Origin of the sequence: Acinetobacter venetianus RAG-1 = CIP 110063, from assembly GCF_000368585.1 — a bacterium.
GTDB lineage: Bacteria > Pseudomonadota > Gammaproteobacteria > Pseudomonadales > Moraxellaceae > Acinetobacter > Acinetobacter venetianus.
The window spans coordinates 1907243-1920554 of the sequence record NZ_KB849558.1 but is presented as its reverse complement, the minus strand read 5'-3'; the positions used below and the strand labels follow the sequence as shown (position 1 = coordinate 1920554).

At 38.0% G+C, this 13312-nt stretch carries 13 protein-coding genes; 11 read left to right on the top strand and 2 right to left on the bottom strand.

Annotation, left to right across the window (positions count from 1 at the left end):
• The first annotated feature begins 16 nt into the window (after positions 1 to 16).
• Genes filC through filF form a run of 4 tightly spaced genes read left to right on the top strand, consistent with a single transcriptional unit; the run spans position 17 to position 6010 of the window.
• Positions 17 to 1153, top strand: a complete 1137-nt coding sequence (filC, locus tag F959_RS14530) for a putative pilus system protein FilC (RefSeq protein ID WP_004881427.1) — start codon at positions 17 to 19, stop codon at positions 1151 to 1153.
• Between the two features lie 12 nt (positions 1154 to 1165).
• A complete protein-coding gene (gene filD, locus F959_RS14525; protein WP_171054784.1) occupies positions 1166 to 2830 on the top strand; it encodes a putative pilus system OmpP1/FadL family transporter FilD in 1665 nt (554 codons plus the stop codon).
• A complete protein-coding gene (gene filE / locus F959_RS14520; protein ID WP_004881423.1) occupies positions 2830 to 4017 on the top strand; it encodes a putative pilus assembly protein FilE in 1188 nt (395 codons plus the stop codon). The genes filD and filE overlap by 1 nt, the downstream gene beginning before the upstream one ends.
• A gap of 19 nt (positions 4018 to 4036) precedes the next feature.
• A complete protein-coding gene (gene filF / locus F959_RS14515) occupies positions 4037 to 6010 on the top strand; it encodes a putative pilus system protein FilF (protein WP_004881422.1) in 1974 nt (657 codons plus the stop codon).
• Positions 6011 to 6053: 43 nt separating this feature from the next.
• On the opposite strand, the gene F959_RS14510 is transcribed toward filF, so the two are convergent.
• Positions 6054 to 6602 (bottom strand): NUDIX hydrolase, encoded by a 549-nt coding sequence (locus F959_RS14510; protein WP_007480873.1) that lies wholly within the window; start codon positions 6600 to 6602, stop codon positions 6054 to 6056.
• Between the two features lie 131 nt (positions 6603 to 6733).
• On the opposite strand from F959_RS14510, the gene F959_RS14505 reads away from it, so the two are divergent.
• The 7 genes from F959_RS14505 (at position 6734) to fghA (ending at position 12841) form a co-directional block, all read left to right on the top strand.
• Positions 6734 to 7339: a CoA pyrophosphatase gene (locus F959_RS14505; protein WP_004881419.1), complete on the top strand. Its 606-nt coding sequence runs from the start codon at positions 6734 to 6736 to the stop codon at positions 7337 to 7339.
• Positions 7340 to 7371: 32 nt separating this feature from the next.
• The gene (locus F959_RS14500; RefSeq protein WP_161626775.1) at positions 7372 to 7899 is read left to right on the top strand and encodes a gamma carbonic anhydrase family protein; all 528 of its coding nucleotides are present in this window, start codon (positions 7372 to 7374) and stop codon (positions 7897 to 7899) included.
• 142 nt (positions 7900 to 8041) lie between these two features.
• Positions 8042 to 8740, top strand: a complete 699-nt coding sequence (gene tsaB, locus F959_RS14495) for a tRNA (adenosine(37)-N6)-threonylcarbamoyltransferase complex dimerization subunit type 1 TsaB (RefSeq protein ID WP_004881416.1) — start codon at positions 8042 to 8044, stop codon at positions 8738 to 8740.
• An 8-nt stretch (positions 8741 to 8748) separates the two neighbouring features.
• A complete protein-coding gene (locus F959_RS14490; RefSeq protein WP_004881415.1) occupies positions 8749 to 9570 on the top strand; it encodes an undecaprenyl-diphosphate phosphatase in 822 nt (273 codons plus the stop codon).
• Positions 9570 to 10373, top strand: coding sequence for a class I SAM-dependent methyltransferase (locus tag F959_RS14485; RefSeq protein WP_004881413.1), 804 nt, complete (start codon positions 9570 to 9572; stop codon positions 10371 to 10373). Before F959_RS14490 ends, F959_RS14485 begins: the two co-directional genes overlap by 1 nt.
• A 208-nt stretch (positions 10374 to 10581) precedes the next feature.
• On the top strand, positions 10582 to 12027 hold the full coding sequence (locus F959_RS14480) for a C13 family peptidase (protein ID WP_004881410.1): 1446 nt from the start codon (positions 10582 to 10584) through the stop codon (positions 12025 to 12027).
• Complete coding sequence (gene fghA / locus F959_RS14475; protein ID WP_004881409.1) at positions 11996 to 12841, top strand: S-formylglutathione hydrolase; 846 nt, start codon at positions 11996 to 11998, stop codon at positions 12839 to 12841. Before F959_RS14480 ends, fghA begins: the two co-directional genes overlap by 32 nt.
• A 29-nt stretch (positions 12842 to 12870) precedes the next feature.
• Here the strand turns inward: fghA and F959_RS14470 are convergent, their stop codons facing one another.
• Complete coding sequence (locus F959_RS14470) at positions 12871 to 13146, bottom strand: DUF2218 domain-containing protein (protein WP_004881406.1); 276 nt, start codon at positions 13144 to 13146, stop codon at positions 12871 to 12873.
• Between the last annotated feature and the right edge of the window lie 166 nt (positions 13147 to 13312).

Sequence of the window (13312 nt, the reverse complement as noted above, 5' to 3'; positions counted from 1 at the left end):
TTAGTAGGATGTCACAATGAATAATCAATGGATGAATATGAGTGTGTTAGCATTGAGTTTAAGTGCTATCACGTCAACTCTTTATGCAGAAGAACAGCCTCAAACGCCAATAGTTGAACAGCAGGAACAAGTTCAAGCAACTGAGTCAGCAGTAGATTCTAGTCAAGACGTAGGTGAGTCTGGAAATGATGCGATTGTTACAACTGGAAGTGATGCTAATCAAGCCGCGAATGCATTACAAAAACAAGATGGTGATGCTACGAAAGAAACTAATTTACAAGAAGTGTTTACATCAAATGAGAGACAATATTCTCTGATAAAAAAAGGTGTATTTTCATCTTATTATGATATTGATTACACATATTACAGAGACAGTCGACTTGATCTAGCAACAGGGGATAGTACAAGTACTTTGGCGCGGTTAAGGGTTGAAGAGGATGCAAACCATACATTAACGAACTCTTTTACTGTTCAATATGGCGTCTTAGATAATGTTACGTTATCTGCAACGCTTCCCTTTATGGCTAAAAAAGATTTATTGCAAGATAAGACTGCTGCTGGTTTGGGGGATATTTCTTTTGGTGCACGTTGGGAGCCGTTCCCATTAAAACAAGGACGTTTACCGTTAGTTCTCTTTGGTAGTTTATCAACAAAAACTGGTGACAGTCCTTATGAGATTGGTATTGATGAGTTATCGACAGGTAAGGGATATTACTCGGTAGGTGTTGGCGCAAGTACACGTAAGTATATTGATCCTGTTGTTTTATTTACATCTGTTTCTGCGAATTATGGTTTGAAAGAGTCGGGATTAAATCAGCTGCGCGGGACTCGTACGCTAGAAAGTTTTGATCCAGGTCTGAGCGGAGGTTTTTCATTCGGATTCGCATACTCATTTAACTATGATGTGTCTTTGACTATGTCATATCAACAAAGTTTTAATACAGGTGCAAAATTCTATTTTGAGAATGATGAAAGCTATAAGTCTGCTGATCAAAGTAGCTCAATGTTATCTTTTGCATTAGGGGTTCGTGTTTCACCAGAAACAATTGTGAATGGAACTGTTGGAATTGGTTTGACAGAAGATGCACCAGATGTATCTCTAGGCTTGTCATTCCCACTAGATATTATTGGTTTTGGAAAAAAACTACGTTAAGGAGACATGATGGTGAAATATCCTAAGTTATGTCCTTTAGCGTTTGGTATTTTCGTTGCAGGACTTTCGAATATAACTAATGCCCAATTAGGGCAAGATTTATCAGTGGATTTACGCTCCTTATCTTTAGGTAATGCTGTTACGGCTGACCCTCCAGGGATTAGTGCAGTACATTTTAATCCCGCAGCATTGACGAAGATTGATGGATTACAAACAGATGTTCAGGGCATTTTAGCTAACTTTGCCATCAAACGAGATTATGCCGCTCCTGCGGGTTATAATGTTTTTGGATATTCAGATGATCCATTAGTCTGTAATGATGGGCCAGAAGTGGACACGGGTATCTGTACTGATTTTAAAGGTACGGTATCCGGTGATGTTGAATATGCTAGTATTTATGTTCCTATTCTTAAAAAAATTGTAGATTTGGGTCCTAACTCTCCTTTAGCAGCACCAACTGCTGGTATAGCTTATAAGCCGCCAGGATCAAAAGTGACTTATGCTACAGCAGTTTATGCTCCGTTAGTTGCTGGTTTTGGTGCAGAAGATGGTAACCCTAGTAATTATATGGGACAACAAGTTGCTTTAGAGCGTATTACTTACTTATCTCCTTCATTTGGTTATCAGGTTAATGATCATTTATCTCTTGGTGCATCATTTGGTATGTCTTATCAAGCGATCGCTATGAAAACTGATTTACGATTTCCTAATGAGATGATTGGTGTTCTGCGAATGGTTGATGAGGTTGTCTGTGGTCCATTCAAGGACAATGGAGATATCATCACTGATCTACTTCTTTTTGGTATGTGTAACGCGAAAGAAGGGATGAACCCATTTAATAAAATGGGAGCATTAGATGTTTCATTAGAACAATCATTAAGTCCTAGCTATAACTTAGGCTTACTGTGGGAGCCAACTGATGACTTTAGTTTCGGCATGGTTTATCAAAGTGAAGCAAAAATGCGTTTACGGGGGAAGTATTTAATTAATAATGCGAATGCTCCTCAGCAACTGATTGCTGGTTTGAACTCTTCTGCTACGGGTCAGATTCTTGCTGCAATTTTGGGTTTACCTGGATATGTACCGAATATTGAATCTGGCTTAGTCGCTATGGATTTCAAATATCCACAGCATTTTAAGGCTGGAATAAAATATAAAATTTTTCCTGATTTACAAATGAATTTTGATGTTGGATGGACTGATTTCTCCGCATGGGATAAGTTTAAATTCGAATTTGATCGACAAATCTCACTATTAAAAGTAGCAAAGTTATTATCTGCAGATGTAACTGATCGCTCATTAGCTTTACCTTTAAAATTTCAGTCTTCTTGGCGTTGGGGAATAGGTTTCGAATATTCGGCAACGGATCGTTTGAAATTGAGAATTGGATATGAACCACGTACGAGTTCTATTCCTGACGATAAGCGCAATACGATGGTGCCGATTAACAATGCACAATTATTTGGTCTAGGTCTTGGTTATCGTTTTGATCAAGATACAGATTTAGATTTATCTGTCGGTTTTTTGCGCAGTCGTGATGATATTCCAGCAAATACAAGTAGTCTATCAAATAAGACAGGGGTAGATAATATTTTATTAAACCCTTATGCCGGACTGAATGTTAAAACCAATACCAAAGTCACTTTACTTGGTATCAACTATAGAACTAGATGGTAATGCAAAAGAACAGAAATCAACGATCAAAACTCCCAATACTAATTATATTCATTGGTTTTGTGAGTGGATCCAATCTATATGCAGATGGTTTCTATACAATCATTGGTCCAGATGGTCGACCAATGATTGTGCCAAAAAAAGACCAAGAAAAAGTGCTAAAGATACCTGTGAAAGAGTCGGTTGAGGGATTAACTCCTTCTATCGATCCTATTTCTAAAAAAGATGTGACTGCTAAGGAAAAAAGGTTTGAAGTTACCCCAATACAGCCATTACAACAAAATGCCATTCCCACGACAATAGATAAAGGTTTGATACAGCCAGCCGAACATACGAATAAAAATCAGGATATTACGCCTGCTAAAAACCAAGTTATAAAAACACTTGAGTTACCAAATACTTCAATTAAAAGTGACAAGCCGATTGCCGAATCTGCAGAAAAGCTTAAAGGTAATACTGTACCTGTGGTTACAAAAAAAATGTCGAATGAGATACAAGACGGTAATAATAAACCGTTCACAGATATCGATGGTGTTAAATACGTTAATAATGAATATTTGGAAGATCAGGAGTTTAATTTAGAAGGAAAAAAACGCTTTTATACGATGCCTGATGGTAGTGGACGTTTTGAAACCATTGAGCGTAAAAAGGGTGTAAGTCGCTCTATGCTTGATCGTATTATGAATCGATCATTAGACTCAAATAAACCAATTACATTAGCTGAAAGTTACATGCGTTTATCAGCACAAGATTTAGCTCTCGCATTTGAAAATGACCGTTGCTTTCTTGAAGGTTATTCTAAGTCAATTAAAAAGTTGACACCGAAAAAAGAAATCGGTATTTGGCCAAGAAAACCACTTAAAGAAAAATTTGAATATGAGTTAATTGAGTTGGATAGCTCAATAAGATATGTGCAAATGGATTCATTTGCTTCTAGTATTGAAAGCCCAGCTTATTATTGGCCTTTAGTTGTATTTTTAGATGAGAAAGGATGTATAAATGAAGGAGTAAGTGGTTTTAAAAATGCTACAGTAAATACATCTTTATTTAAGCATGCTGCAATTCAAGGAACTCTTCGTATACCTTCAAATACTCGCTATTTAATGATGACACCATTGGCCTCCGCAGTTGATGTGCCAGAAAAAGAACTTTCGAATCAAGGACAGATAAATCTCTCTGTTTTACAGTAACTATTAGGATGAGTTTTGTATGAATAAGAAAATAATATTACCTTTCGCTTTATCTACATTTGCGGCTCTCTTAACTGGTTGTGGTGGTGAAAGTGCAAAAATAAATGAAGATCCAACACAAGGAGTTGATGGAGTAACTTCAAATACAAGTTGTAATATAAATGACACAGATTGCTTGAGATTTGTACTTGATTATCCTGCGGCAGGTATAAATTTTGATTGCAGTACTGATACATTTAATCATTTTGCAACTAAGTTAGAAGGCAATATTGTTACTGGTGCCTGTAAGGTAGGTGATAATGCAACCTTTTTTATTCAAGGAATTGATGCGCGAAGAATTAATTTAGGTACAGTAAAGCTTGATAATATTTCTAAGTTAAAAACAACGACAATCCCTCATCTTCGAGTTATTGATTTTGCAATCGCTTTAACTGGGAAGACTCCAAGTTCACTTGATGTAAATGATGAGACAATTCGTGTTGCAATGGCAATTGTAAAAATTTTGCAAGCCATGGGAATCGAGAGAAAAGATAATGTTGTGGGGGATTTACAGCCTACAGAGTTTACTGAAGAGAAAAAAGATCAATTAGTTTCTCTGACTAAAGATATTGGAGTTAATGAGCTTCTATCTGGTGAATATGCAACTATTTTAAAGCCATGGCTAGATGTTAGTGATATTTCTGATGATCAAGCATTTAATATGGTTGTTCAGCTATTAAATTTAGTAAATACAGGTATATGGCAGTCTGATTTACCGACATACAAAGCAGGTGGTGAAAGTACATCAACTAATAATAATCTTAGACCAGATGGCTTTTTCGGTTGTAATAAAACACCTAGTTCAAAATGTATTGATGCAGCAAGTGACTTATTGCATTCTATGGGTACCTTTTTTCTATTATCAGATCGTCAAGGCTATACAATTGGATATGGCCAGCAATGGAAAGGACCTGCGACTATTAGTAATAATCTAGTTGTGGCTCCAATAGCCTTGATTACTAAAGTTAAACCAACTAAGTTGCAAATTAATGCTCAAAATGAATGGTTAAATCCAATTACCCAACAAGTTAATACAGCTACTCCTTTGCGTTTGAATGTTACTGAGAATAATTCAGATGAAGATTTATTTATCAATCAAGGTAAGTTAGTCAATAGAAACACAATCGCGGGTACAGAGAATATATATCGACAATTAATCAAAGCAAAAGATAGTGATGTTATTGATACATCACATTTGGGTATTTGGAAACAGAATGTAAATAACGTAAATTATAATGGAACAATTGATATAGTTAAGGCAAATCCATCGAGTTACTTATCTAAAGATATCTTTAAAACAGAGAAGAATGTTTCTTCGCAACAGCCGTATGTATTTCCGCTTTATGCTACATTGACTTTCAATTTTAATAATGAAGCCAATTTAGCTCCTGTAAACGTGGGAATCGTAGTTGATGAAAATGGTGATATACGTACAGATATTAAAGCGAATTCTAGTTCGACGGATATGAGTGGTATTTGTGGCACAGTTAAATCAGTGAACACTGATGGTACAATCACTGATAGTAATGATCAAATACAGTATCGTATTGGTACAGTTGGTGCTACATTATTTTCGTCAAATGATAAGTCGATCTCTGTGAGAATGATCCTCTCTAATTCAAAATTTGGATTGATTAATGGTGTTATGTTTGGTTTAAATTTAACAACAGGAACTGGCGCTAAAATTAATGTTCACAATCTCTTAAGTGGTCAAGCGACAGGTATAAACCTAACAAACTTTACAAATAGCACTGTAAGCTGGTCGAATACTTATGCTTATTATACTGATGTATATAATCGTCTTTATGATGATTTAACTACAGAAGAAAAGAATAAGTATGTAAAGCCAACTGATGCCGAGCGTGAGCTAGGTAAACGTTACTCTGGTACAGTCAGTATTAAAATTGCTGATCAGACTATTCCTGCATGTAAAGCGATTAGAACGAAATCATAATCTAAAATGAAATAAAAAAGACCGCATAAGCGGCCTTTTTTATTTATCCAGTATGATCAAGTCGTGTTCCAATGGTTTCTAAATGAGCTGGAAATAGTCCATCTTTACGATCTGCAAAGTAATGTTTCAATGTTTGCTCTACACTTGGAAATGCAAGCTCAGTCCAAGGAATTTCATCCTCTTCAAAAAGTCGGCATTCGAGGCTTTCTTCACCTGCTCCGAAGATACCGTCCTTAATTTTTGCTTTGAAAAGAACATAAATTTGTCCAATGCGAGGGATATTGTAGGTACAGTAGAGTTGTTCGATTTCAACTTCAGCTTCGGCTTCCTCTCTTGTTTCGCGAGCGGCACCTTGCTCCATCGTTTCGAACAATTCCATATAGCCTGCGGGTAAAGTCCACAACCCATAACGTGGCTCGATTGCTCTGCGGCAAAGTAAAACCTTATCATCCCAAAGTGCCAGCGCACCGCAAATAACCTTAGGATTCTCATAATGAATATTGCCGCAGTTGGTGCAAACAAGTCGGGTTTTATGATCACCTAATGGGATTTTTGCTTCAGTTTCATGTCCACACGCAACGCAAAAGCTCATAATTATCATCAGCGACAGAGATAACTCAGCATAACTGAATTTTTCTGACTTCGCATCATGATCTATGATTGTGGTTCAAATTTCGGCTATGATGTTTAATTAAGGGAAATAGAAAAAGAGTGATGCTTGATATGGATGAACAATCGTTAATCGAACTTTTACAACAACGGTTGCGTTTTTCCAAACGAATCCAACAAGCAGATGCCGCAGTTTTAATTGCAATTACACAAGAACAGAAACCCAAAGTTTTACTTACACGTCGTTCTATTCATCTATCACAACATGCAGGAGAAGTATCATTTCCTGGTGGGAAGCGTGATCCAAGTGATACCAGCAATATTGTGGTCGCTTTGCGTGAAGCACAAGAGGAAACAGCCTTAAATCCTTTTGATGTGAAGCTTTTAGGTGATTTACCTATTCAACGTGCGCGTAGTGGACTTTCTGTTAAACCTATTGTTGGATTGATACCAGCTCAAGTTGACTTGATTGCTCAGCCAACCGAAATAGATCGGATATTCTTTGTTCCTTTGCAAGAGCTGATTGATGCACCGCCATTACCCTATGAGGTACGACTCGCTCGTCAATCGATTTATTTTCCGAGTATGCAAGTTGAAAGTGAAATTGTTTGGGGCTTGACAGCACGGATGTTAGTGTCTTTGTTTCAGTATGGATTGGGGCATCAGAAAAAATGGCCTTTTTTGGTCAATCCTCCTAATTTTGGTTTAGCTAAGTTTTAAATGTTTTATTTAGATATAGAGTTATTGACATGATGTATAAATACAAAGGATTGAGTCCTAAAGCTTTACATGAACCATGGGATGGGTGGGTTGCGCCTACCGCAACGGTCATTGGACAAGCTGAACTGGGTCGACAAGTGAGTATTTGGTTTGGTGCTGTGGTCCGTGCAGATAATTGTGTGATTCGTATTGGCGATTTTTCTAATATTCAAGAGAATGCTGTTTTACATACAGATGCGGGTATTGAACTCAATATTGGTGAATATGTTACCGTTGGCCATAAAGTGATGTTACATGGTTGTACGATTGGTGATAATTCACTTATTGGGATGAATGCCGTTATTTTGAATAATGCGGTCATTGGAAAGAACTGTATTATTGGCGCAAACGCTTTAATTCCTGAAGGGAAGGTGATTCCGGATAATTCTGTGGTTATGGGATCACCAGGTAAAGTTGTTAAAACTTTAGATGAACAAGGTGCTGCAAGATTGCGTTTGAGTGCTTTGCATTATGCTGAACACTACAAAAACTTCTTAGAGTTAGAAGCATTTAGCTTCTAACTAGCTGTCTCATAAAAGATGTTCGGATTGCCAAGTCTGTACTTGGCTTTTTTGTATCTATAAAAACAGAACAACTCGCCTATCAGCTTTGAGTGGAGTATGATACTCGACGATTTTTCTCTCTTTTAGTTAAGGTTTTTGCATGAAGTTGCTTGCATTGGAATCTGCAAATGAGCAGTGTTCTGTTTCATTAATTGATGATTCTCAAGAACTCTATTTTCAGTTAGATGAGCGAGCAAAAGCCCAAACGCAAACGATATTACCTTTAACTGAACAAGCATTGTTACAGACAGCGACTCAACTCGCAGATTTAACAGCAATTGCTTTTAGCCGTGGCCCAGGTTCATTTAGTGGTGTTCGTATTAATGCCGCGGTTACACAAGCCTTAGCATGGTCACAAGACTTACCTGTGATACCAGTTTCAAGTTTACAAGCCTTGGCACAAGCGGCATATCGTTTAACAGGTTTGCAGCAGGTAACGGCAGTTTTAGATGCGCGTATGCAAGAAGTTTATATCGCTAACTTTTGCATGGATGAACATGGCATCATGCAGACTGTAGATGAAGAAAAATTATTAAATTATGAACAAGCGACTGCTTATTGCAAGTATAAACCAGTTGGATCTGGTTCAGAATTAATTAAGCCTGAGCACATAGACTCTCCAAATATTTCCACTCAAATATCATCTGTAATAAAAATTCAGGCAACAGCCCAAGATATTGCGACGATTGCACGTATGCGCGCAGTTCAACAAGATTGGGTAAATGCGGAGCATGCTTTGCCAGTTTATTTGCGTGATGATGCGTGGAAAAAAATTCCAGAACAAGGTAAGTCAAATTAAGGTTAACTATGGATCTTTTATTGCTTTTTAAAGCAGCGATTATGGGGTTGGTTGAAGGGATTACAGAATTTCTTCCAATTTCAAGTACAGGGCATTTGATTTTAGCTGGACAACTTCTCGATTTTTGGACAGTAGAAAAACGAGATATGTTTGCTGTAGCTGTACAGATTGGTGCAATTGCTGCGGTTATTTATGAGTACTGGGGAAAGCTTTGGGGTGCTTTGATTGGTGCATTAAAAGGGCAGGAGCAAGGTCGTCGTTTAAGTCTGAATTTGATCATTGCATCGATTCCAATTGTGATCATTGGTTTGACTTTCGGTGATGTGGTTAAGGCATATTTATTTAATGCGATTACAGTTGCAATCGCTTTGATTGTGGGTGGTTTTATTATTCTGTGGGCTGAACGCCGTCAGCATCAGATTGTAACTCAAGAAGTCGATGATCTAACCTTTAAACAAGCAACCTTGATTGGTTTGATTCAATGTTTAGCTTTGTTTCCGGGAACGTCTCGTTCTGGCTCAACCATTATTGGATCGTTGTTTTTGGGCGTTTCGCGTAAAGCGGCAGCTGAGTTCTCATTCTTCTTGGGTATTCCTGTGCTGATGGGTGCTGGTTTGCTCGACATGTATAAGATGCGTCATGAGCTACATAGCAATGACATGCTGGTGTTAGCAGTCGGTATTATTGTTGCCTTTATTTCGGCGCTAATCGTGATTCGTGCCTTGATTCGTTATGTGTCGAAGCATGACTTTACTGCATTTGCCTATTATCGAATCATTTTTGGTTTATTTATTCTAGCGACTTGGTGGACTGGTTGGGTGCATTGGTAATGCAAATGATTTGTCGATATCAAGCTGAATATGAAGCACGGTTTCAGCAACTACAGGCTCGTTTTACAGAGTTAAATGTTCAGCTTGAAGGACAAACTGTCGAGAAAATTAACGCTCGGTTTTTACGTCTTAACCCAGAAATGACTTTGGTATTGGATAGTGATGGTTTAAGCCTTGCAGCCAATGGAATGAAAATGCAACCTGATTGGCGCGCAGAAATTCCTAGATTAAAACGTGCAAGTTTAAAATCAGAAATGATTGCAAGAGCATGTCAGTTAGGTGAAAAGCCAACATTAATTGATGCTACCGCTGGATTGGGTCATGATAGTTTATTGATGGCTCATCTTGGGGCTGATGTCCGATTAGTCGAGCGCCATCCAATTTTGTTTGTTTTATTGGAATATAGCAAAGTTCAGGCTGAACAAGATTCTTTCTTGCACTCCACAGCGCAACGAATTCAGCTTATTTTTGCGGACTCTAATCGCTATCTAAGTCAATTGATCGAGCAAAATGAACAAGTCGATGTCGTTTATTTAGATCCAATGTTTCCTCAGCGTGATCAAAACCAACAAGCGCTTAAGAAGCAAGCACAGGTCAAAAAACAAATGCAGCTATTGCATATGTTGCTTCCCGAAGATGGAGAAATGGATTTGGGAGATCAGTTACTTGATTTAGCTAAACAAATAGCCAAAAGAGTAATTGTTAAGCGCCCGCGACATGCAGTTTATTTGGCTGAGGAAACACCTGATCATCAGTGGTTAGGAGACGCTTGTCGTTTTGATGCATATTTTCCAAAAGGTTAAATCTGAAATCGCACGCAAGTGATTGTTTAGCTTAGGTCAATGCTCGGTAAAGATTTGTGATATAGTGCAAAAGCATGATTGCTAAAAAATTCTTGTCAAGTTTACACTAGTGCAGCGCATAGCATGTTTTTGGAAAAGTGATGTTCATTCTGTAACGTTTGGCATATTTTCAGTTTAGGCTTGAAAAGAGAAACTCCCGAAGAATTTTATGATAGACCTCAAACCCTCCATTAATATCTGGCATGATTTTAAAAGTAACCAAATTGCTGGAATGTGGTTGTTTCTAGGGTCTCGTCGTTCCTTACAAGTGGTTCATCCTTCGATTACTCAACTGATTTTGTGGGGTATTTTAGGAGGTTGTACTAACTCACTCTATAGTTGGTTAGTCGCAGGGCAAATGGGAGATTTTAACTCTCAAGGTCTGATTGGCTACGCGCTTTGGCCTTTTATTGCTTTGATTGTTGGGATTTTCTTATCTCAACGTATGAACCAGCCAAGATTAATGCTTGTACCTGCATTGTTATGGTTGGTCCTCGATACAAATATTCTCTTACTACAATGTTTGATCCAGTATTTAGGATCGAATGGTTACCTCAATTTTATCCCTGATAGTATCTACAATGGTTTTCTACCACCACTCTTTGTCGGACTTTTTGTTTGGCAAAGTTTAGCGGTTATTTGGGTTTTTTCCCGTGCTTTGAATTGGCCTTGGTGGGAGCGTGCTTTAGTCTTTGTCGCAACGATCGCAACCATGGTGGTTTGGCAGCTTTCGGTAAAAGACCAGCCGATTTGGAAGGTAGAAGAAACACCACCAACATTTGCAGAAGATGCTTTTTATGCACAAAGCTATTTGCTCGATAAAGCATTAGATCAAGTTCAATATGGCGATATTGCACAAAGTCATTGGTATTTCCTTGGTGTCGCGGGTGATAGTTATGTGGATGTATTTAAATCAGAAATTGAGCGTATAAGAGAACAATTTGATACGCGTTTTGGAACATTTGGTCGTTCTATCATGTTGATCAATAATCCTGCGACTCGTTTGGAGGTGCCAATTGCTTCAAAAACCAGTATAGAACTGGCGTTACGACGTATTGGTCAGCAAATGAATCGAGACAGTGATGTTTTATTTCTCTATATGACATCACATGGCGAGCGAAATCATTTTGAAATTGAAAATGCTCCGCTAAACCTCGGTCAAGTTGATCCGAAATGGTTACGGGAGACGCTAGATAAGTCTGGTATTCGGTGGCGTGTTATTGTGATCTCTGCATGTTATTCTGGAAGTTTCATTCCAGCATTACAGTCGCCTGAAACTTTGATTATTACAGCTTCTGCAGCAGATAAGACATCTTTCGGTTGTAATAATGAAGCGGATTATACCTATTTTGGTCGTGCTTTCTTTGATTTAGCAATGCGTGAACAGTCTTCAATGAAAACAGCATTCGATCAAGCAAAGCAGACGGTCACTAAATGGGAAACATCACAAGGCTTTGAACCATCAGAGCCGCAATGGTCAATCGGACGAAATATGGAGTTGATGTTGCCACAACTTGAGCCATATTTATTTCCACAACAAAATATGACAACAACAGATATTACAAAACCACAGGATAATGAGCATGCAACTACTGCAAAAAAATCGTTGTTTTGAGGGAGAACAACGAATTTATCAAATTGACTCTCAGCATCTTAAAGGGGCAAGTAAAGTTGGTGTTTATTTACCACCCGCTGCTTTAGAAGGAAAACCATGTTCAGCATTGTTTTATCTTGCAGGTTTGACTTGTACAGAGGAAACGTTTGCAATCAAAGCACATGCGCAGCGTATGGCTGCTCGTCTTAGTCTTATTTTGATTACCCCTGATACTTCTCCGCGTGGTGAAAATGTTGCGCAAGGTGATCATTGGGATATCGGGCAGGGTGCTGGTTTTTATATTAATGCGACTCAACAACCTTGGGCTGAACATTATCAAATGGAGTCTTATATTGTTGATGAGCTATATGCACATATCTTGCAGGAATTTCCAGTTATTGAAAATCAAATCGGGATATTTGGTCATTCGATGGGTGGTCATGGCGCATTAACGTTAGCATTTAAATATCCTGAACAATTTAAATCTGTATCTGCTTTTGCTCCAATCTGTGCACCGAGTATTTGTCCTTGGGGGGAGAACGCATTTGGTCAGTATTTAGGTAATGATCAGCAGCAATGGTTGGCGCATGATGCATTGGCATTAGTTCAACAGAAAGGCTGCATTTTTGAAGAAATTTTAATTGATCAGGGTGTCGACGATCAGTTCTATAGTCAACTTAATCCAGAAAAATTCAAGCAAGCCTGCTTAGATGCTGGTCAGCCACTCACCTTGCGTTTACACAAAGGATATGATCACGGCTATTATTTTATCCAAAGTTTTGTAGATGATCACTTGCAATTTCATGCCATTCAATTAGAAAAAGTGAATGCTTAAAAGAAAAAGAAGCTCTTATGAGCTTCTTTTTAATTGTGTGTCCATTCAACATTAAACTCTTGTTGAGCCATGCGGTTTAAATGATCAATCACGACTTGCTCTAGGTGTTGAACATCATCTTGCTGATTTTCAATCAATACACCTAGATATTGTTGTTGTGGTGTCAATGTAACGGTTGCTGTAGGCATAAAAATTTTTGAGTCAGTTTCGGTCTCAGCAACTTCGAATTTGTGCTTCCAATGATTGATGAGCCGTTTGCTAATGCGCTTACCTTCTTGAGTTGTAATCTGTGTCGTACTATTCATATTTAAACTTCATCTTCTGATTTTCACTGATTAAAAATAGCAAAATCAGTCAGGGTTAAAAACAGCATTCATGCAACGAGCTGTTGCAAGTTTGCAATGTGGTAATAGTGTCTTTGTAACAGCCCTAAAGTAAATGAATTTGCTATAATTCATTTATCATTTTTTC

Coding starts and splice junctions, on each gene's coding strand:
- F959_RS14510 (WP_007480873.1), bottom strand. CDS start 6,602: ATGAGCTTTTGCGTTGCGTGTGGACATGAAACTGAAGCAAAAATCCCA.
- tsaB (WP_004881416.1), top strand. CDS start 8,042: ATGAAGTTGCTTGCATTGGAATCTGCAAATGAGCAGTGTTCTGTTTCA.
- filC (WP_004881427.1), top strand. CDS start 17: ATGAATAATCAATGGATGAATATGAGTGTGTTAGCATTGAGTTTAAGT.
- F959_RS14500 (WP_161626775.1), top strand. CDS start 7,372: ATGTATAAATACAAAGGATTGAGTCCTAAAGCTTTACATGAACCATGG.
- F959_RS14480 (WP_004881410.1), top strand. CDS start 10,582: ATGATAGACCTCAAACCCTCCATTAATATCTGGCATGATTTTAAAAGT.
- F959_RS14505 (WP_004881419.1), top strand. CDS start 6,734: ATGGATGAACAATCGTTAATCGAACTTTTACAACAACGGTTGCGTTTT.
- F959_RS14490 (WP_004881415.1), top strand. CDS start 8,749: ATGGATCTTTTATTGCTTTTTAAAGCAGCGATTATGGGGTTGGTTGAA.
- filF (WP_004881422.1), top strand. CDS start 4,037: ATGAATAAGAAAATAATATTACCTTTCGCTTTATCTACATTTGCGGCT.
- F959_RS14485 (WP_004881413.1), top strand. CDS start 9,570: ATGCAAATGATTTGTCGATATCAAGCTGAATATGAAGCACGGTTTCAG.
- fghA (WP_004881409.1), top strand. CDS start 11,996: ATGCAACTACTGCAAAAAAATCGTTGTTTTGAGGGAGAACAACGAATT.
- filE (WP_004881423.1), top strand. CDS start 2,830: ATGCAAAAGAACAGAAATCAACGATCAAAACTCCCAATACTAATTATA.
- F959_RS14470 (WP_004881406.1), bottom strand. CDS start 13,146: ATGAATAGTACGACACAGATTACAACTCAAGAAGGTAAGCGCATTAGC.